The sequence below is a fragment of the Janthinobacterium sp. P210006 genome (assembly GCF_036231885.1).
GTDB classification, from domain to species: domain Bacteria; phylum Pseudomonadota; class Gammaproteobacteria; order Burkholderiales; family Burkholderiaceae_D; genus Janthinobacterium; species Janthinobacterium violaceinigrum.
Genome location: NZ_JAZARD010000002.1, coordinates 1,025,907 through 1,046,561, shown reverse-complemented (window position 1 = coordinate 1,046,561; position 20,655 = coordinate 1,025,907). Strand labels below are relative to the sequence as shown.

Here is a 20,655-nt window from a genome sequence, read left to right as displayed (position 1 = left end):
CAACACAAGGCGAGCATGTTCAAGATCAGTACGATGGCAGCTGTCATCAGCGTCAGCCTGGGCCTGGGCGGCTGCAATGTCGCGCCCGTCAAGCGCGACACCTACAATGCGATCACCGATGCCGTCAAGGGCGCGGCAGCCACCACGGCGCCAGCGGCCCAGCCGGATGCCGTGGAAGCGGCGCTGCTGCCGCCCGTGGCGACCCTGGCCCAGCAATTGCCGAAGGCCCGCGCCGCGCTCGACGAGCGCTTCAACGTGGCCTTCAACAATGTGCCGGCGCGCCAGTTCTTCACCTCCATCGTGGCCGGCACGCGCTACAACATGCTGGTCCACCCCGACATCGGCGGCACGATTTCCGCCAACCTGAAGGATGTGACCCTGTTCCAGGCGCTCGACGCCGTGCGCGAACTGTACGGCTATGACTACAAGGTCGAGGGCACGCAGATCTACATCAAGCCGCTGACCATGCAGACGCGCTTGTTCCATGTCAATTACCTGACGGGCGCGCGCCGGGGCAGCTCGAACCTGCGCGTGTCGTCGACGTCGGTCGGTTCCGTGGGTTCGACCAGTTCGGGCGGCTTGGGCAATGGCCAGAATGGCAACCAGGGCAACAACCAGAATAACGACCAGAACCAGCAAACCAATGGGGGGCAGGGCGGCCGCACCCTCGATAGCAGCAACCTGACCACTTCGTCCACGGCCGATTTCTGGCCGGAATTGAAGGCGGCGCTGGAAGCCATCGTCGGCAGCAGCGACGGCGGCCGGCAAGTGGTGCTCAGCCCGCAATCGGGCGTGATCGTCATCCGCGCCATGCCGGACGAGTTGCGCAATGTCGATATGTATTTGAAGGCCACGCAATTGTCCGTCGACCGCCAGGTGATCCTGGAAGCGAAAATCCTCGAAGTCGAGCTCAACGACAACACGCAGACGGGCATCAACTGGGCCTCGTTCGCCTCGATCAAGAGCGGCCACACGAACCGCATCTCGACGGGCTTCATCCAGCCGGGCGGCACCCTGGCGCCGCTGCCGTTCAATGGCGGCCAGCCGCCCAACATGACGAATGGCAGCGGCTTGACGGCCAGCAGCGGCTTTGGCCTCAGCTCGGCGGCGAACTCGGCCGGTTCCATGTTCGGCCTGGCTTTCCAGACGGCCAATTTCGCGGCCATGATTTCCTTCCTGGAATCGCAAGGCTCCGTGCACGTCCTGTCGAGCCCGCGCATCGCCACCATGAATAACCAGAAGGCCGTGCTGAAGATCGGCACGGACGAGTTTTACGTGACGGGCGTGTCGACCACCACCAATACCACGGCCAGCGGCGCCACGACCAGCCCCAACGTGACCTTGCAGCCGTTCTTTTCCGGCGTGGTGCTGGACGTGACGCCGCAGATCGATGCGGATGGCAACATCATCCTGCACGTGCACCCGTCCGTCAGCCAGGTGTCGACTATCAGCAAGGAAATCGACCTGGGCAGCGCCGGTTCGCTGAAACTGCCGCTGGCCGCCTCCAGCACGTCCGAGATGGACAGCATGGTGCGCAGCCAGGATGGACGCATCGTCGCCATCGGCGGCCTGATGCGCCAGGCCACCACTTCGGACCGCTCGCAAGTGCCGGGCGCGGGCGACATTCCCGTGCTGGGCGCGCTGTTCCGCAACACGGGGCAGATGATCCAGAAGCGCGAACTGGTGGTGCTGATCAAGCCCACCATCGTCGATGGCGCGAACAGCTGGAACGAGGACTTGCTCGATTCGGGCAAGCGCATCGAGGCGCTCGACCCGCGCCGTCCAGCGGAGCGGCGCTAAATGTACCAGGCCCATTTCGGCTTGCGCGAGGCGCCGTTCGGCCTCACGCCCGATACCAGTTTCTTCTTCAACGGCCCGCAGTCGCAAAAGGCGCTCAACACCCTGCTGGTGGCGGCGCGCAATGGCGAGGGCTTCATCAAGATCACTGGCGAAGTGGGCACGGGCAAGACTTTTCTGTGCCGCAAGTTCATGCAGTCCCTGGGGCCGGACTTCGTCACGGCCTACATCCCGAATCCGAACCTGCCGCCCCGTTCGCTGATCCTGGCGCTGGCCGAGGACCTCGATGTCTTGCTGGAAAAAGATATCGAGCAGCACCAGCTGCTGCGCGCCATCAACCTGCGCCTGCTGAATCTGGCGGCGCAGGGCCGGCGCGTGCTGCTGTGCCTGGACGAGGCGCAGGCAATTCCCGTCGACAGCCTGGAAGCGCTGCGCCTGCTGACGAATCTGGAAACGGAAAAGCGCAAGCTGCTGCAAATCGTGCTGTTCGGCCAGCCCGAGCTGGACGTCAAGCTGGCCCTGCCGGAAATCCGCCAGCTGGCGCAGCGCATCACCTTTCACTATCACCTGGGGCCGCTGTCGCGCGACGACGTGGATTTCTATGTGGCGCACCGGCTGCGCGTGGCGGGCTTCGACGGCGCGCGCCTGTTCAGCCGCGGCGGCGTGGCGCGCCTGTACAAGGCGTCCGGCGGCATCCCCCGCCTGATCAACATCATGGCGCACAAGGCGCTGATGGTGGCGTATGGCGAAGGGCGGCAGCAGGTGAGCGGCCGCCACGTGGCGCTGGCCGCCAGCGATACCTTGGCCAGCAAGCCCCGTTTTTGGCGCCGCCCCTGGCCGTGGCTGGCCGGCGCCGGCGTGCTGGCCGCCGCCTGCGGCGTGAGCTGGACCTTATTGAACCGATGACGAAGATGAGCCTGTAGATGAGCCTGATTAACAAGATGTTGCAAGACCTCGATGCCCGCGGCACCCCCGATGGACGCGGCGACGCGGGCGGCATCCGCTCCGTGCCTGAACGCGAGCGGGGCGTTTCGCGCGCGCTGGTCTTTGGCGGCGCGGCCGGCCTGACGGCCGCCGCCATCGCCCTGGGCTGGGTCTACCTGAAGCGCCCGCCCGTGCCGCCCGTGCTGGTCAATGTGGCCAGCACGCCGGTATTGGCGCCCGTATCGGCCCCGGCGCCTGCTCCTGTCGCGGCCCCGGCGCCTGCCGCCGTGGTACCAGTGCCGGTGGTAGCCGCAACGGCGCCCGCCTTCGTGGCGGAACCTGAGCCCGTGTTTGCTGCCGAGGCCGCCGTTCCCGCGCCCGCGCCCGCCAGGGCGGCGCGCCGCATCACGGAAAAGCCCGCCAAGCCTGCCGCAGCGCCCGTGGTCAAGCTGGCAGCGCCCGTGGCCAGCGAACGCATCGTCGACGGCAAGCAAGTCACGCCGCAGCAGCGCGTGGAAAATGAATACCGGCGCGCGCTGGCCCAGTTGCAGGATGGCCGCGTCTCCGACGCCATGCTGGCCTTGCAGCAGACCCTGCAGCTGGACCCGCGCCACCAGGGCGCGCGCGAAACCCTGGTGCGCCTGCTGCTCGAAGCGCAGCGTCCCGACGAAGCGGCCCGCCAGTTGCAGCTGAGCCTGGCGCTGGACCCGAAACAGCCGGCACAGGCAATGATGCTGGCCCGTTTGCAGCTGGATAAACCCAATGGCGGCACGGCCGCCCTCGACACCTTGACGCGCAGCTTGCCGTACGCCGCCGACAACGGCGAATACCAGGCATTCCTGGCCGGCGTGCTGCAGCGCGAGCAGCGCTACGGCGCAGCGGCGGAACACTACCAGCTGGCCCTCCAGGCGGCGCCCGACAACAGCGTCTGGTGGATGGGCCTGGGCATCGCCTTGCAAGCCGACAAGCACCCGGCCCAGGCACGCCAGGCGTTCGAGCGGGCCAAGGGCTTGCAAACCCTGTCGCCCCAATTGCAGGCGTTTGTCGAGCGCAAGCTGGTGCAGCTGACGGCGGCGACGGCGAAGTCGACACCCTGATGCACGCTGCGTAATTTTTCGGTTTTGCATGCGCATGCGGGACCGTCATCACCCTGTCTTGGAGAATGCCGTTTGAAATTGCACAATTTGAAACCTGCCGGCCTGCTGATCGCCTTCTGCTGCGTGTTCAACAGCGCCCTTGCCGCGCCCCCCAGCGCGCCTGCCAGCTATGTTCTTGAGAATACGGAAGTGCGCGACATCCATGCGCAAGGCTTGAACCGCGACTATCAGGTGTACGTGGCCTTGCCCGATTCCTACCGGCAGGGCAGCAAGCGCTATCCGGTGCTGTTTGTCGTCGATGCCAATTACGCATTCCCCGTCGTGCGCAATATCGCGCAGCGCCTGAACAAGCATGCGGGGATGGAAGAAGTGATCGTGGTGGGCCTGTCGTACGCGAATGGCGATGGCGGCGTGTACAGCCGCCGCCGCGACTACACGCCCACCACGCCGCGCAAGCACGACTACCGCTCGGACATGCCGGGACGGCAGCCGGCGTTCGGCGAAGCGAAGGCGTATGGCCAGTTCGTCTCGGGCGAAGTGTTTCCCTTCATCGCGCAGCACTACCGCGCGAACATGCAGCGCAAGGTGTTTATCGGCCACTCTTACGGCAGCCTGCTGGGCCTGCAATTCCTGCTGACGGAACCGCGCACCTTCGAGCATTACATCCTCGGCAGCCCGTCCCTGTGGTACGACGCCGGCGTGATGTTCGACCGCGAGCAGGCGTATGCGGCCAGCCACAAGGACTTGCCCGCGTCCGTGTTCTTCGGCATCGGCGGCCTGGAAAGACTGGCGCCGGGCAAGAAGCGTTCGCGTTCGGAAGAAGACGCCGACATGGTGGCGGACTTGCGCGAGTTCGACGGCAAGCTGAAGGCGCACAAGTTTCCGAATCTGAAGACGCGCTTGCGCGTGTTCGAAGACGAAGACCATGCAAGCGTCTATCCCTTTGTCCTCACGCATGGCTTGCGTGCGTATCTGAAATCATCGAAATAAGAGGGCTGGTGCGCCCCGGCGGGAAGCGGCGCCGGTAAAGGCGCGGGCCGTATCGCCCGCAGCCGGGGATGCGGAAAGTGCGGGGATGCCGTGGTATCGATGTAACGACACCGTCACATTTGAATGCCACTATGCACCTTTTCCGAATGGTGTGCCTACCTTGCCGACTCGATCCGTCACCTTGCCATGGTCCTTGCAGCACCGCTGCCGGCGTGACGACGCGCGCGGTAACGCGGAGCGGCGGGATCGACCGGGGTGTGCGTGTACGCCGGCGCACTGAGCTTTGGCGGGCGGGTGCTCTTCTGGGTGCTGGGTGGGGTTATCGGATCGGCAGAAAGCGCGCACGGCGCGCCTCCCGGGCTGCCGCCCGCAGGCGCCGCGCGTGCCCACCCCGTTTCTGACGCGGCCCTGTCTGCGCTGGCGTTCGATATCCCGGCGCAGCCCCTGTATGCGGCATTGAACCAGTATGCGGACATTACGGGGCAGCCAGTGTTGTTTCCCAGTGACTTGGTGCATGCCCGCACTTCCACGGCCGTGCACGGCCTTCACTCGGCCGTAGCGGCCTTGCGCATCCTGCTGGAAGGTACCGGACTGGTTGCCGACAAGCGCAGCTCCAGCCTGGGCCAGACGTTCATCCTGAAAGAAGCGGGCGCGGCGCCCGCAGCACCAGCATCTACCTTGCCGCGCAATGGCATGGCCGAGCTGTTCAGCGAGGATGGCTACGCGGGACTGGTGCAGATGCGTATCTGGCAGGCGCTTTGCGCGGATGCGCGCACCCGGCCCGGCAACTATACTTCCTTGCTGCGGTTTTACCTGGAGACGGATGGCCGTATCGGCGGCGCCCGCCTGCTGGGCAGCAGTGGCGATGCCCGCCGCGATGCCGCATTGCTGCACGCGGTGCGCGGTGTGCGCATCGGCCGCCTGCCGCCTGCGGCAATCGCGCGGCAGCCTCTGACCATGATGGTTGCGCCCAGCGCCCCCGGCGTGGGGCCGCAGTGCGGCCAGCAGCAGGGGGAGGGCTAGCCATGTCCGACGGCACGCAGCTTTTCCTGCTGAACTACCTGGGCAAGCACTACGCCACCATCAAGCAGCGCCTGACGCGCAAGCTGGGCAATGCGGAAGATGCCGGCGATGCGCTGCACGATACCTGGCTGCGCCTCAAGGGCGGCGAAGACCTGGGGCCCGTCCAGAATCCCGGCGCCTACCTGTCCCGGATGGCGGTCAATATTGCGGTAGACGTGCAGCGCCGGCACAGCCGCCTGCTGTCCGGCGATAATGTCGATGCATTGCTGGAGGAACTGGTGGACCCGGCTCCCGGACCGGCGCGTACGGCCGAGATACGCTCGGACCTGGATGCCCTGTTCCAGCTGCTCGACCGCATGCCCGAGCGCCGCCGGGCCGTCGCGCTGCTCGTGCATGCGGAAGGCGTGACGCAAAAAGAGGCGGCCCAGCGGCTGGGCGTGTCGTTGCGGACGGTCGAATACGAATTGAAGCGCGTCCATGAGCGCCTGGACGCTTATCTGGCGGCGGAGCATAAATAATGCGGGTTTTCCGGGGCGCCATTCGTCATCAAGTATGAGAGAGCAAAAAACATATGCATGCAGCACGCAGCAACCCGCAGGTTTCCTGCTTTGCGGCCCGGCCTGGCCGCTGGACCTGACACGATGAAGACGCTGCCGCCCAAGGACAGCCGCGCTTCGTCCGCCGACCTGGAAGCCCAGGCGTGGAACTGGTTGCGCCTGCTTACTTCGGGCGACGCGCGCGAAGTGGATGCGCAACGGTTCCGGCGCTGGGTCCAGTCCAGTCCCTTGCATCAGGCCGCGTACAACGACGTGAAGCGGCGCTGGGATGCGCTCGAGGCCCCGGCTCGCGAGTTGCTGCGTGCCAGGCCGCAGGCCGTGCCGGCGCGCGCGCGCCGTCCCCTCCTTGCGTCCGGCGGACGGCGGGCTTTTCTCGGCGCTGCCATCGGCGCGGCGGCCGTGGCCGGCGTGGCCGTGGTCCATCCGCCCCTGGGCTTGTGGCCGGGGCCGGACGAGTGGGCTGCAGACGAGCGCACCGCCCCCGGCGAACAGCGCACGCTGGCCCTGTCCCAAGGTGTCGACGTCATCCTCAATACGCGCACCAGCATACGTCGCCAGATCGATGGCGGCAGGCTGGTCGGCCTGGACCTGCTCACGGGCGAGGCGTCCATCGATCTGAGGGCGGCAGGGCCGGCCTTTGCCGTCGTGGCTGGCGTTGGCCGCAGCCTGCTCGAATCCGGACGGGCCGAAGTGCGCCACCTCGATGGCAAGGTCTGCGTCACCTGTATCGATGGCGTCGTCCGCGTGGAGCATCCGGCCGGCGCGCGTCAGCTGCATGCGCGCCAGCAAATGGTGTATGGCGCCAGTTCGCTGGGCGACATTGCCGGCATCGACCCGAAAACAGTGTCGGCCTGGCGCCAGGGGATGCTGGTGTTTGACCAGGCCCCCCTGGCCGACGTGCTCGACGAAATCAATCGTTACCGCGCCGGCCGCGTGGTGCTGATGAACGATGCCGTGCGCAACAAGCCCGTCAGCGGGCGTTTCTTCACGGCCTCGCTGGACTTGGCGCTGTGGCAGTTGCAGGAATCGTTTCAGCTGCGGGCACGGTCGCTGCCGGCGGGATTGCTGCTCTTGAGCTGAACGGCGCGTTCCATCGTGTCGCCCGGCCTTGCGCGCCGTATTTTTCGCTGTGCGCACAGGTTTCAAAAAAAGTTTCAAAAAAGTTTGCGGTATTTGCGTGGTGCGGTTCGTCACCCTTGCATAGGGGCTCTTCCTGTCGCCGGCGCTACTCGGCTGCGATGGGGAAAGCCTTCATTAATGTGGCTGGCCGGCGCGAGACGGGCAGCCGGACGGCATCGACTCAATGACCAGGCGGAAACTTACATGAACACACGCGGGCGCAGTGGCAGGGAAAATCAAACGATACGCAAGCAGGACCGGGTATTCAGGCTGGCGCCGCTGGCGCGGGCCATCGCGCTGACGCTGGCCGCCGGCGCGGTGACGGTGCCGGCCCATGCGCAGCGCGCGTTCAGTCCGGCATGGTTTGCCGACAAGGGCGCGGTCCGGGACACGGCGTCGCAAACGGGCCGGCTGCCCAACGGCCTGCCCGCATCCAACCTGACGAGCCCGCTTGGGCAGCAGCAGAAGGCCAACGAGCAACTGCAGCGCTCCATCAGCAACCTGAACCTGGCCGCGCGCGGCATCGCGGCGCAGCAGTCGGCCCAGGCCGCCGCCCGCCTGGCGGCAGCGAACGGGGCATCCGTTCCCGACGGCATGACCGCGGGTGGCTTGAAGATCGATACCGATTCGCTGACCGTAGGCTGGCACAACGCCAATGCCCCCGTGCTTTCCCAGGTCGACGGCCGCAGCAACGTCGCCATCGAACAGACGGCCGACAAGGCTATCCTGAACTGGGAGACGTTCAATGTGGGTCGCAACACGACGGTCGAATTCAGGCAGCAGAAGGAGTGGGCCGTCCTCAACCGGATCAACGATCCGAATGCGCGCCCCTCGCAGATCCAGGGCCAGATCAAGGCCGATGGCACGGTGCTCATTGTCAACCGCAACGGCATCGTCTTCCATGGCAGCAGCCAGGTCAATACGCGCAACCTCGTCGCGGCCGCCGCCCAGATCGACGACGGCCAGTTCAAGAGCAGCGGCATCTACACGGCCAATGCCAGCCAGCCCAGCTTTACCAATGCCCAGGGCAAGGTAGAGATCCAGTCCGGCGCCCGCATCGCCACGCAGGCCCCGAAGACTTCCACCGAAGGGGGCGGCTACGTCCTGCTGCTCGGCAAGGAGGTGCACAACGGGGGAGAGATCGCCACGCAGAAAGGCCAGACCACGCTTGCGGCCGGCAACAGTTTCGTCATCAAGAAGGGCGTGGGCACGGATGGCAACCAGGCGTCGACCACGCGCGGCAACGAAGTCACGCCGCAGTTCAGCGGCGACAAGCTGGCCGGCAAGGTCAGCAACACCGGCCTGATCCAGGCCCGCGAGGGCGACGTGACCCTGGTGGGGCGTGACGTCCAGCAAAACGGCATCGTCCTTGCCACCACCAGCGTCACCACGCGCGGCACCGTGCACCTGAACGCCATCGGCGCGGACGGCAAGGTGGCTTTCGGCCAGGGCGCCGCCACCGCCGTGCTGATCGAGGACGACGGCAAGACGGCCCTGGACAGCCAGCGCGCGGGCTTGCGCAGCCCCGTGCTGGCCAGCGCCGACAACATTGCGGCCCTGGCCGACCGCCGCGACCAGTCCCGCATCGAGATCGCCAGCGGCGGCACGGTCGACTTCCAGAGCGACTCGCTCACGCTTGCCACGGGCGGCCAGATCGTGGTCAACGCGGCGGGCCGCAGCCTGGTGCGCGAGCGTGCCATGCTCGACGTGTCCGGCGCCGTGGGCGTGAGCGTGGCGATGGCGTCCAACAATGTCGAAGTCAACATCCAGGGCAACGAGCAGCGCGATGCGCCGCTCAACCGGGATGGCAAAAGCCTCAACAGCAACGACGCGTGGATCGACCGCCGCCGCCTCGTCTTCGTTCCCAAGGGCACGAACGGCTACGACAGCGACCGCTGGTATACGGCCGGCGGCCTGCTGGAGGTGGGCGGTTATCTTGGCACCGCGGGCCATACCGTGGGCGAATGGATGGCGCAGGGCGGCACGGTGAACTTCGGCGGCAACGAGGTGGTCACGCAGGCCGGATCGCACATCAACCTGTCCGGCGGCACGATCGATGTGCAGAGCGGCTTCATCCGCCAGACCTGGCTGAAGGGGGCCGATGGGCGCTTGTATGAAGTCAGCCAGGCCCCGGGCGACCAGCGCTACACGGGCGTCTACAAGGGCTTCGAGGACAAGCACGAACGCTGGGGCGAGAAGGTGACCGGCTATTACTACAACCCGCTGATCGGCATGCAGAGCCGGCTGGAAAGCGGCTACACGGTGGGCCGCGATGCGGGCGTGCTGGTGGTCGGGACGAAGAACGCGGTGCTCGAGGGCGACATCGCGGGAAACACCTTCCAGGGAAGCCGTCAGACGCAGGCGGCGCAGGCCGGGCTCGACGGCTACGACCAGTCGCAGCTGGCCGTGGCGCGGGGCGGGCAGCTGGCGGTCGGCAAATATCTGCCGTACTTCGTCAAGGACAGCGCCACCTTGCAATACCAGCTGACGGCAGATGCGGACACGCTGCGGGACGTCGTGCTGCGCAAGGACGTCCGCAAGGTCGCCGCCGGCCTGGACATGGACACCGTGCTGCCGCAGGAGCGGCAAGGCACGCTGTTCCTCGACACCGACCGCTTGAACGGCTTCGGACTGGGCGGTATCAAGATCGCGGCGCGCAACAGCATCGCGGTCCAGGACGGCCTGGCCGTGGGCCATGCGGGCGAGATCACGCTGTATGGGCCGAAGGTGGACGTCAACGCCGACCTGACGAGCCACGGCGGCACGATCCGGCTGGGCAATGTGCTGAACCAGATCGGCAACAATCTGCAGGTCCAGGACACGCTGCTTGCCGCGCCGGCGGGAACGGCGGCGGGCGTGACGGTGGCGCAAGGGGTGACGCTCGATGCCAGCGGGCTGTGGAGCAACCAGTTGCCCGACGCCGGCGACGGCAGCCGTTTGCCTTACCTCAACGGCGGTAGCGTGGCCTTGCGCAGCAGCGGCGACGTGATCCTGGCCGCCGGCAGCCGGGTGGACGTGTCCTCCGGCGCGGCACTCGATGCCGCAGGCCGGGCTTCCGGCGGCAAGGGCGGCAACCTGACGCTGGCCGTCAACGCCAGCACCGCCGGCAGCCTGGGCAGTCTGGTATTGAACGGCGAGCTGCTCGGCTACGGCGTCAGCGGCGGCGGGCGCCTGAGCGTGCAGGCCGGCAAGGTCCTGATCAGCGATCAAGCCGTCGCCCCGCAGGCGGGGACCTTGCTGCTCGGCGGCGGTTTCTTCAACAAGGGTTTCGGCGCGTACGACATCACCGGCAATACCGGCTTGCTGGTGGCCGACGGCACGCAGGTCGACGTGACAGCGCCCGTGTACCGCCTGAAGGCAAGCGCGCAGGAGGTGCCGGGCGGCGCCGGTCCGCGCAGCGCGCTGGACATCTGGACGCCGCCCCAGTACCAGGAAAACCCCGCCAAGGGCCAGTTGACCCCGCGCAAGGGGGCCAGCCTGAATCTGCAAGCGGGCACCTCGCTGTGGTCGACGGCCGCGCAGATGGCGACGGCGCAGGCGCGCATCGGCCAGGGCGCCCGGATCAGCGTCGACCCTGGCCAGTCCATCAGCGTGCGCAGCATAGGCCAGTTGAGCGTGGACGGCACCCTGAACGCCTGGGGCGGCAGCATCGCCCTGGGCGGTGTCAGCGTGCAGCCCACCGTGTCGGACAGCGTGGAAGCCCAGGGCCATGGCCGGTCGATCTGGATCGGTGAGCAGGCGGTGCTCGATGTGGCGGCGCGCGCCGTCACCGCGGTGGACAGCCTGGGCCGCCACTACGGCACGGTGGGGCCGGGCGGCAATATCGCGATCGGCGGGACGGTCGATGCCGCCACCGGGATCGCCGACGCGGCGAACCTGTTCGTGGTGGTGCGCGAAGGCGCGCGCCTCGACGCCTCGGGCAGCCATGCGGTGCTGGACCTGCCCGGCGCCGGCGGCCCAAGCCTGGTCGCCAGCCGTGGCGGCAGCATCTCCCTCGCGTCCAACAATGGCGTGTACCTGGACGGCACGCTTGTGGCCAACAGCGGCGGTGCGGGGGCGGCCGGCGGCAGCCTGAGCCTGGCCCTGGAAGCGCCGCTCTACATCGATGCGGCCACGGCCCGCGTGCGGCAAGCGCGCGAATGGATCGTCAGCGCTGCCGGCCCCGCTTCGTCGTTGCCGAACGGCAGTACCCCCGAATCCGCCGCCGGCAGCCTGGCCTACGGCCATGGCCGGCTGGCGGCCAGCCAGGTCAGGGCGGGCGGCTTCGACAACTTGTCGCTGCTGAGCAATGGCCTGATCAGCTTTGACGGCGACGTGTCGCTGCACCTGGGGCAGAGCCTGAGCCTGTACTCGGGAGCCATGGCCCTGGCCGATGGCGCGGCCCGGCAGTCCCGGGTGCTGCTGGCGGCGCCGCATGTGCGGCTGGCCGGCGTTGGCAACAATAGCCAGAACAGCGTCGACAGCGCCGTGCGCCCGACGGCCCAGGGCGGCGTTTCCACGCAGGACGCGGCCGGCGTATTGCGGGTGGAGGCGGCCAACGTGCTGGAGCTGCGTGACGGCGTCAGCGTCGGCGCCCATGCCGCGCGTTCCAAAGCCCTGGCCGATGGTATCGACCGCCGCGCCTTCGACCAGACTGAGCTGGTCAGCCAGGGCGACATGCGCTTCCTGGCGCGCAGCTCCAGCAAGACCCAGACCAGCTTGACCACCCAGGCCGACCTGAACCTGACGGCGGCGCAGATCTACCCCGCGACGGGGGCCATTGCCGAGGTCACGGCCGGCAACATGGGCGCCAACAGCGACTTTGACCCGGCGCGTACCTTGCGCATCGGCAGGGTGGGCAGTACGGCCCCGGCGCAACCGTATTCCGTGTTCGGCAGCTTGTTGCTGAGTGCCTCGACGATTGAACAAGGCGGGGTGCTGCGGGCCCCCATGGGCAAGCTCAGCCTGGGCGTCGGCGCGGACATCCGTCACGCCACCAAGGTGATCAATTTGTTGCCGGACAGCCTGACTTCCGTCGGCGCCGGCGGGCTGGTGCTGCCATATGGCGGCACGGTCGACGGCGTGACCTGGCGCTACGACGGCAAGCAGGTGGAGTTGCTGGGCGTCGGCGGCACCTACGACACGGGCAGCCTGGCCGTTGGCGTGCAGCTGACTGGACGCTCGCTCAATGTGCTGCCAGGCGCGGTGCTGGACCTGTCCGGTGGCGGCGAATTGCTGGGCGCGGCGTTTGTTTCCGGACGGGGCGGTTCCACCGATGCGCGCTACCACCCGCTGGTACAAGTGGGCAAGGATGGACGCCTGGTCTTGCCGGGGCTGGCCACCAACCCCGTCTACGCCATCGTCCCCGGCGCCCAGGCAGGCATTGCACCCAGCGGCGGCGAAGCGGGAGCGAGCCAGCCGCTGGCGGGGCAGCAGATCAGCATCGGCGCCGGCATTCCCGGCCTGGCGGCTGGCACCTACACCTTGCTGCCTTCCACGTACGCCTTGCTGCCGGGTGCCTTCCGTGTCGAGATCAACGGCCTGGCGCCCGCCTTCGCCCCCGGCGCCACGCCGCATGCGTCGGCCATGAACAATGGCTCCTGGTCCAGCACAGGCGTGCTGTCCATTGCGCAGACGGGCATACGCGACAGCCTGGCCAGCCAGGTGATCGTCACCCCCGCACAGGTATTGCGCAGCTATTCCCAATACAACGAAACCCGCTATGCGGACTTCGTGCGCGCCGACGCGCTTCGGCTGGGCGTGCCGCGTGCCGCACTCGAGGCAGACGCCAAGACCCTGAAGTTGCAGCTGCTTGCCGGTCAAGAGGGGCTGGGGCTTGCCTTTGGCGGGGAAGGGCGTTTCAAACCCGCCGACAATGGCTTTGGCGCCACGGTGTCGGTACTCGCCAGCGACGACCTGGAAGTGATTGCCGACGGCGCCCGCGCCAGTACGGCGCCGTCGATGGTATCCGTGCGCGCCAGCGACCTCAATGCCCTGGGGGCTGCCCGTCTGGTGGTGGGCGGCGAAATGACGGTGAAGTATGGCCAGGGCGGCAATTTCGCGGAATTCGACAAGGGAGGCACGATCGCCAATGCCGTGTCCGTGCGCGAGGGCGCAACCCTGGCGGCGCCGGAAGTGTTCCTGGTGACGGGCAGGTCCGCGGGGGCCATAACAGTCGAGCAAGGCGCCTCGATCAATACTGTGGGTCGCGGCAAGGCAGCCTATGATTCGGATGATGGTTTTATCTATCGGCCAGGCATTAGGAGTGTGCTGGCCGTCTCCAACGGGCGCTTGCAAATGCTGGCCCCCGTCAATGGCAACGGTTTTATCGGACCGGGCAGCATCCTGGTCGGCCAGTGCAATGCCGCTGCCTGCAGCGGCGAGACGTCGCTGTATTCGGACGGCTCGATTGCCTTTGCCACCAGCAACCGCTTTGCCCTGAACGATGGCGTGCGCTTCGGCACCCGCCACCTGGCGCTGGCGGTGGGCGGCATCAACGTCGGCGGCGCCGAGGCGCTGGCCGACGCTGCCGCGCGGGGCGTGCTGCCGTCGGGCCTGACCCTGAACCAGCAAGTGATGGACCGGCTGCTGCGCGGCGATACTTCCCGCGGTGCGCCGGCCCTGCAAAGCCTGGCGCTGACGGCCGGGCAATCCTTGAACTTTTATGGCAGCACGACCCTCAGCACGCTGGACGGTTCGGGCAAGTCGCTGCTCGACCAGCTGCTGTTGACCACTCCGGCGATCTACGGTGCCGGCAACGCGGGCGATGTGGCGCTGATCCAGACCGGCACCCTCGTCTGGGGTGGCGACACTGGCGCGCCGCCGGCCGTGATCGGCAATGGCGCGGGCACGGGCAGCGGCACGCTGGAGCTGCAAGCCCGGCGCATCGAATTCGGCTATGGCCGCAACGCCCAGCCCGACAGCGTTGCCGGCAATGGCCGCATGACCCTGGGCTTTGCCAACGTCAGGCTCAACGCCAGCGAACGCATCACGGCCAACCATAAAGGCAGCCTGGCCGTGCATCAGTCCCAGGGCGCCTATGAAGCGGGCAAGGGCTTTGCGTACAGCGGCGGCAACCTGGCCATCAGCACGCCGTTGCTCACGGGCGAAGCCGGTTCCGTCAACCGCATCACTGCCGGCGGTGCGGTGACCGTCGCGGCCCCGGCCGGCGGCGCGGCGCCGGTCGATGCGGCGGCCATCGATGCGCTGGGCGCCGAGCTGCTGCTGTCCGGACGCAGCCTGGCCCTCGACACGGCGGTGGTGCTACCGAGTGGAAAATTGACCCTGGGCGCCGATGAGGAACTGACCCTGGGCGCCGCTTCGCGCCTGGACCTCAGCGGCCGCAAGGTGCAGATCAACGACGTCAGCAAATACAGCTGGGGCGGCGATGTGACCCTGGAGAGCCGGCACGGCAACATCCGCCAGGCGGCCGGCGCGCTGATCGACCTGTCGGCCCAGTCCAACCAGGGCGGCTTGCTCAAGGCCGTGGCCGAGGACGCCAACGGGGGGCAGATCGACCTGCAAGGGCAAATCCGCGCCGCCGGCAGCGGCTATTACGATGCGGGCGGCACGCTGGTGCCGTACAAGGCGGGCGGGGTGGACATCCGCGCGCAGCGGGTGGGGGATTTCGCCGCGCTGAACCAGCGCCTGAATCAGGGGCAGGTGTTTGGCGCGCGCAGCTTCCAGCTCAAGCAGGGCGACCTGCAGATCGGCAATGAACTCAAGGCCAGCCAGGTCAATGTGTCGCTCGATAACGGCCGCCTGACGGTGACGGGCACCATCGACGCCAGTGGCGAACGGGTCGGCAGCATACGCCTGGCCGGCAAGCAGGGCCTGACCCTGGCCGGCAGCGCCGTGCTCGATGCCCACGGCACGATATTGCGCGTCGACAGCTACGGCAAGATCATCGACGCGCCCAACCGCGCGGTGGTCGAGCTCAACAGTGGCGACGGCCAGCTGACCCTGGCCGACGGCGTGCGCATCGACTTGCGTCACGGCACGGCGGCCGCCCCGGGCAACCGGCCGGGACAATACGACGGCCTGGCCCGCGGCACCCTGGAGCTGAACGCGCCACGGCTGCATGCCGATGACGTGGCCATCGATGCGGCCGGGCGTGTGGCTATCCTGGGCGCGCGCTCCATCGCGCTCAACGCCGTGGCCCGTTACACCGACGCACCCGCCGGCACCGCGCCGTCGGCCAGCGGCCGCCCGTATCAGCTCGTCGACCAGCATTATCTCGATGAAAAACACGCGCTGGGCACCACCTTCATCGACAAGGCCCTGGGCAACGACGGGCTGATGCAAGGCAAGCTGGCCGGCTTGAACAACGGCAGCTACCGCGATGCCTTCCGCCTGCGCCCCGGCATTGAAATCGTCACGGAAGGCGACCTGGTCGTCAGTGGCGACCTGGACCTGTCGGGCATGCGCTATGCCAGCGTCAACCCCAACACGCCGAAGACCTCGGTCTACGGTTCGGGCGAGGTGGGCAGCCTGGTGGTGCGCGCCGGTGGCAACCTGGACATCTACGGCAGCATCAACGACGGTTTTGCCCCGCCGCCGGCCACTCCGGACGATAAGGGCTGGGTGCTGACGCCCGGCCTGCAAGGGTTCGGCAGCGATGTGGTCGTGCCAGGGCCCGGCGTCGTGCTGGCAAATGGCACTTCCTTCCCCACTGGCAAGACCCTCAACTATCCGCTGCCTATCCAGGCCACCATGCTGGCCCAGGGCACGGTGCTGCCCGCCGCAGGCATCCTCGACGCCCCATGGAGCGTACCGGCCAACACCGTGTTGAGCGCGGCCGTGCACGACAGCAGCGGCAAGCTGCTGTATGCCGCCGGCACCCTGTTGCAGCAAGCCGTCGTGCTGGCCGCCGGCACACGGCTGGACGCGGGCACCTTGCTGGCGGGCGCCGCCTCGCTGCGCGCCATGACCTGGCCGGCGGGCGTGCCATTGCCCAGCCGTGGGTCCGTGACGGGCAGCGCGGCCGACGGCGTGCTGCTGGCCGGCAGCCTGCCACTCCATGTGGGTGCGTTGATTCCTTTCGGCACGGACGTCAAGTTGCCCGATGGCGCATTGTCCGTGCCCTTGCGCACCGCGACGGGCGCCGTGGCGCGGCAGAACTGGGCCGTGGCGCCGATGCTGGCCGAAGGTTCGCAGTCGTGGTCGTTGCGCCTGGTGTCGGGCGCCGATACCCAGGCGGCCGACACCCGCTCGATCAAGCCGGCCTTTGCCGGCGACCTGACCCTGGCCGACACGCACTATGGCATCTACGAAACCCATGACAAGAAAATCATCCCGGGAAAACCCGCCCAGCCGGGCGGCGCGTGGTACTGGGACCAGCTTGGCGGAGAACTGTTCGGCGTCAAGCCGGGTACGCCGGTGGCGGACATCGACGCGGGTTCCTGCGAAGAGCCGGGCGTGTGCGTGCGCATCAAGTACGTGTGGGACGAGCTCGGTGAACTTTTCGATAAGGTGCCCGGCCAGCCGGTATTTCCCGATGATGAATCTTCCTGCAGCGAGCCAGGTTTCTGCATTGCCCTGGGCGAACCTACGCCGGCAATACCGGAGCAGGTGATCGTCGGCGAGGTCAAACTGGTTTCGCCGGTGAGCCAGCATTTCAGCGTGCTGCGCACGGGTACCGGCGACCTGGACCTGATCGCCGCTGGCAAGGTGTCGATGCAATCGCCGTACGGCGTCTATACCGCAGGCGCTTCCAGCGCTGCGCGCGCCGGCACTGCCGCCGCCGACTTCAACCGGCCCCGCGCCACGGCGGCCGATGGCACGGTACTGGGCAGCGCCGCCAAGGCGCATGAAGCCCTCGTCAATGAAGACGCCGCCAGCCCGTATGCCGCCTGGTATCCCGACGGGGGCGGCAACCTGCTGTTGCGCGCGGGCACCAGCCTGACGGGCAACGTCTGGGCGCCACGCACAGGCCAGGCCATGGCCAATGACGGTCGCGCGCAGCTTGCCAGTGACAGGCTGGGGAACTGGCTGTGGCGTCAAGGCACGGGCAACACCGCCGGTGTCGCGCCCATCCCCACCAGCTGGTGGATCAACTTTGGCACGTATGTGAAGGGTAGCACCGGCGGCAACCTTCTGTTCGAGGACCGGGCACAGATAGAACTGCTGCCACGCCTGGTGGGCTTCACCGGTATCGGCACCCTGGGCGGCGGCAACCTCACGCTGGACCTGGGCAGCGATGGCGGCATGCTGGCGCGCCGCGGCGCCCTCGCGCGAGCGCCGCGCAGCGAAGGCCTGGTGCTGGCGGTGGGCAGCACCGGGCGGGTGGTCGACGGCCAATTGCTGCTGACGGGGGGCGGCGACCTCGATGTGCGCATGGGCGGCGATTTGAATCCCGGGCTGGACGCTCGCGCGAGTCGCATCAGCAACACCAGCCGCACGCTGTCGGCCGACTACAAGGACCAGGAACTCAGCCTCAACGGCGTGCTGACCAACTTGCGCGGCGCCTTGAACCTGCAGGCAGGCAGCCTGGGCGGTATCGCCCTGAACTATGGCAGTTTGCGCGGAGAGCAGGATGCCAGGGAAAGCCGGGCCTATTCGCCCTATGCCGCAAGCCTGGGCACGGCTACCGGCGGGATCACCCTGATGCTGGGCGATGCCACGGCCAGCCTGTCGACCCGGGGCGACCTGGTGCTGGCGGGAGCGGGCGACCCGGGACGTATTACTACCGAAAACACCCAGGCGTTCAATTACAAGGGCAGGAACGACGGGACCGATGGGCTCACCTGGTTCTCGTTGTGGACGGGGCGCACCGCCATCGACCTGTTCTCCGCAGGCGGCAGCCTGACGCCCAGCGTGCAGACCGTCTCGCTAGGCGGGAGTGCCGGCAGCAGTCCCACAGCAGGGCTGAACTACTCCCCGTCGGACGGGCGCTTCGTCTTCCCGTCCAGACTGGGCGCGGTGGCCGCCAACGGCAGTATCTATCTGGGCCCGTCCGCCTTGGGCAGCGCCCCGCCGCCGAACGATCCCGCGTATTCGCTGCTGCTGGCGCCGTCGAGCCAGGGACGGCTGGCGATGCTGGCCGGGGACTCGATCTACGCCAGTGGCTATGCGGTCAACCAGTCGGGTGAAAGCCCGGGCTCCATGCCGACACCGTTCGCGCCGGCCTTTATCGGCAAGACCGGTGCTTCGGATGCCGAGGTCAACAACCTCGGCAGCGACGCCACATCGTCTTCCACGAGTGCCGGATTCTCCTTGTTTGCCTTCCGCACGCCGGCCGATCCGGCACGTCCCGCTTCCCAGGCAGCGCCGGCCAGGTTTTACGCCCAGCATGGCGACATCGTTGGTTTGCGCAGCGGTGAAATCCTGACGCTCGGCGGTTCGCGGCTGGGGCAGGTCCGCCATGAGTCCGCAGGCCCCGTGTGGATGCGGGCGGGGCGGGACATCGTCAGTTCAGGCACCGCCCTGGGCTTGCCCACCATCTATCCGGGCGTCATCAGCTCCACCATGAGGGACAGCGTGGGCTCCATTGGGGAAAGTCGTGGCAACCTGTTCGTCCACAATGCCCCCAACGATGTGTCTGTCGTTTCCGCCGGGCGCGACATCCTCTACAGCTCCTTCAACGTCGCCGGTCCCGGCACGCTGGAAATTTCTGCGGGGCGCAACCTCCTGATGGAGGACAGGGCCTCGGTCGTGAGCCTCGGTCCCGTCGCTGCAGGAGACCTGCGTCCGGGCGCCAGCATCGTCATGCAGGCGGGCGTGGGTGCCGCAGGACCGGACTACGCAGGCTTTGGCCGGCGCTACCTGAGCCCGGGCAATCTGGCGGACAGCGGCGCCGCGCTGGCCAGCCAGCCCGGCAAGGTGCCTTACCTCTACAACCGGGAGCTGACCCTGGCCGGCTGGCTGCGCGAACAGCATGGCTACACGGGCGACGAGGCCGGCGCGGACGCCTTCCTGGCCGCGTTGCAGGCCAGGCGCGATGCCGCCGCGGACCAGCCCCGGCGCGACCTGCGCCAGGACTATGTCCAGACCAGCCAGCTGCACCTGGTGAACTGGCTGCGCGACCGCCACGCCTATGCGGGTGCGGCGGGCGACGCGCAGGCCTTCTATGACGCGCTGGCCCCCGAGCAGCAGCGCGTGTATGCGCGCAATGTGTACTTTGCCGAACTGAAGGCCGGCGGCCGCGAGTACAACGATGCCGGCAGTCCCCGCGCCGGCAGCTATCTGCGGGGCCGCAATGCCATCGCGGCGCTGTTCCCGGCGCAGGATGCGCAGGGCCGCAAGACCGTCTACCAGGGCGACATCACGCTGTACGGCGCCGCCGGCGTCAACACCCTGTTCGGCGGCGACATCACCATGCTCACCCCGGGCGGCAAGCAGGTCTACGGCATCGACGGGACGGCGCCCGTGGCCGTGGCAGGCGTCATTCCCGGCGTCATCACCCAGGGCCAGGGCGATATCGCGCTGTATGCGCAGGGCAGCATCCTGCTGGGCCAGAGCCGCATCATGACCACCTTCGGCGGCCACGTCATGGGCTGGTCGGCCGAAGGCGATATCAACGCGGGACGCGGTTCCAAGACCACCATCGTGTACACGCCGCCCAAGCGCGTGTATGACCAGTGGGGCAACGTCAGGCTGTCGTCGTCGGTGCCCAGCACGGGCGCAGGGATTGCGACGCTGGCGCCGATTCCGGAAGTGCCGGCCGGCGATATCGACCTGATCGCGCCCCTGGGCACCATCGACGCGGGCGAAGCGGGCATCCGGGTGTCGGGCAATGTGAACCTGGCGGCCCTGCAAGTGGTCAATGCGGCCAACATCGCCGTCAAGGGCGAGTCGACGGGCATGCCGGCCATGGCGGCGGTGAACGTGGGCGCCTTGAGCAATGCAAGTGCGGCAGCGTCGCAAGCGACGGCCGCCGCGCAGGACGTGCTGCAGCGCGAACGCACGACGACGCGCCAGAGCCTGCCATCGATCTTCACGGTGCGCCTGCTCGGCTTTGGCAACGAGCCCATGGAAGGGGAGGCGGAAGCACCGCCGCCGCCACCGCGGGCCGGCTTGCAGTCCGCCCTCGGCGTTCCCTACGACCCTGCCAATCCGGTGCAGTTCCTTGGTGTGGGGCGGGATTTTGACGCCAAGCAGCTTGCGCGCCTGAGCCCGGAGCAACTGCGCCAGTTGCAGCAGGAGCGCCAGTCCAGCGGCATGTAGCGCCT

The 20,655-nt window shown here is 67.8% G+C and carries 8 protein-coding genes; all 8 read left to right on the top strand.

What is annotated here, in order from left to right; translation table 11 throughout:
- Positions 1–15: 15 nt before the first annotated feature.
- The 8 genes from mshL to VPH41_RS13020 all read left to right on the top strand — a co-directional run bounded on the left by mshL (position 16) and on the right by VPH41_RS13020 (position 20,650).
- Entirely contained in the window at positions 16–1,800 is a 1,785-nt protein-coding gene (gene mshL / locus VPH41_RS13055; RefSeq protein WP_328570341.1) for a pilus (MSHA type) biogenesis protein MshL, read from the top strand.
- Positions 1,801–2,703 carry an ExeA family protein gene (locus VPH41_RS13050; protein WP_328570340.1) on the top strand — a complete coding sequence of 301 codons (903 nt, stop codon included), beginning with the start codon at positions 1,801–1,803 and terminating at the stop codon, positions 2,701–2,703.
- A gap of 17 nt (positions 2,704–2,720) precedes the next feature.
- A complete protein-coding gene (locus VPH41_RS13045; protein ID WP_328570339.1) occupies positions 2,721–3,818 on the top strand; it encodes a tetratricopeptide repeat protein in 1,098 nt (365 codons plus the stop codon).
- Positions 3,819–3,890: 72 nt separating this feature from the next.
- Positions 3,891–4,808, top strand: a complete 918-nt coding sequence (locus VPH41_RS13040) for an alpha/beta hydrolase (RefSeq protein WP_328570338.1) — start codon at positions 3,891–3,893, stop codon at positions 4,806–4,808.
- A 261-nt stretch (positions 4,809–5,069) separates the two neighbouring features.
- On the top strand, positions 5,070–5,831 hold the full coding sequence (locus VPH41_RS13035; RefSeq protein ID WP_328570337.1) for a TonB C-terminal domain-containing protein: 762 nt from the start codon (positions 5,070–5,072) through the stop codon (positions 5,829–5,831).
- Positions 5,832–5,833: 2 nt separating this feature from the next.
- Complete coding sequence (locus VPH41_RS13030; protein WP_328570336.1) at positions 5,834–6,349, top strand: RNA polymerase sigma factor; 516 nt, start codon at positions 5,834–5,836, stop codon at positions 6,347–6,349.
- A 123-nt stretch (positions 6,350–6,472) separates the two neighbouring features.
- Positions 6,473–7,468 carry a FecR family protein gene (locus VPH41_RS13025; RefSeq protein ID WP_328570335.1) on the top strand — a complete coding sequence of 332 codons (996 nt, stop codon included), beginning with the start codon at positions 6,473–6,475 and terminating at the stop codon, positions 7,466–7,468.
- A gap of 243 nt (positions 7,469–7,711) precedes the next feature.
- Complete coding sequence (locus tag VPH41_RS13020; RefSeq protein WP_328570334.1) at positions 7,712–20,650, top strand: filamentous haemagglutinin family protein; 12,939 nt, start codon at positions 7,712–7,714, stop codon at positions 20,648–20,650.
- Positions 20,651–20,655: the final 5 nt, after the last annotated feature.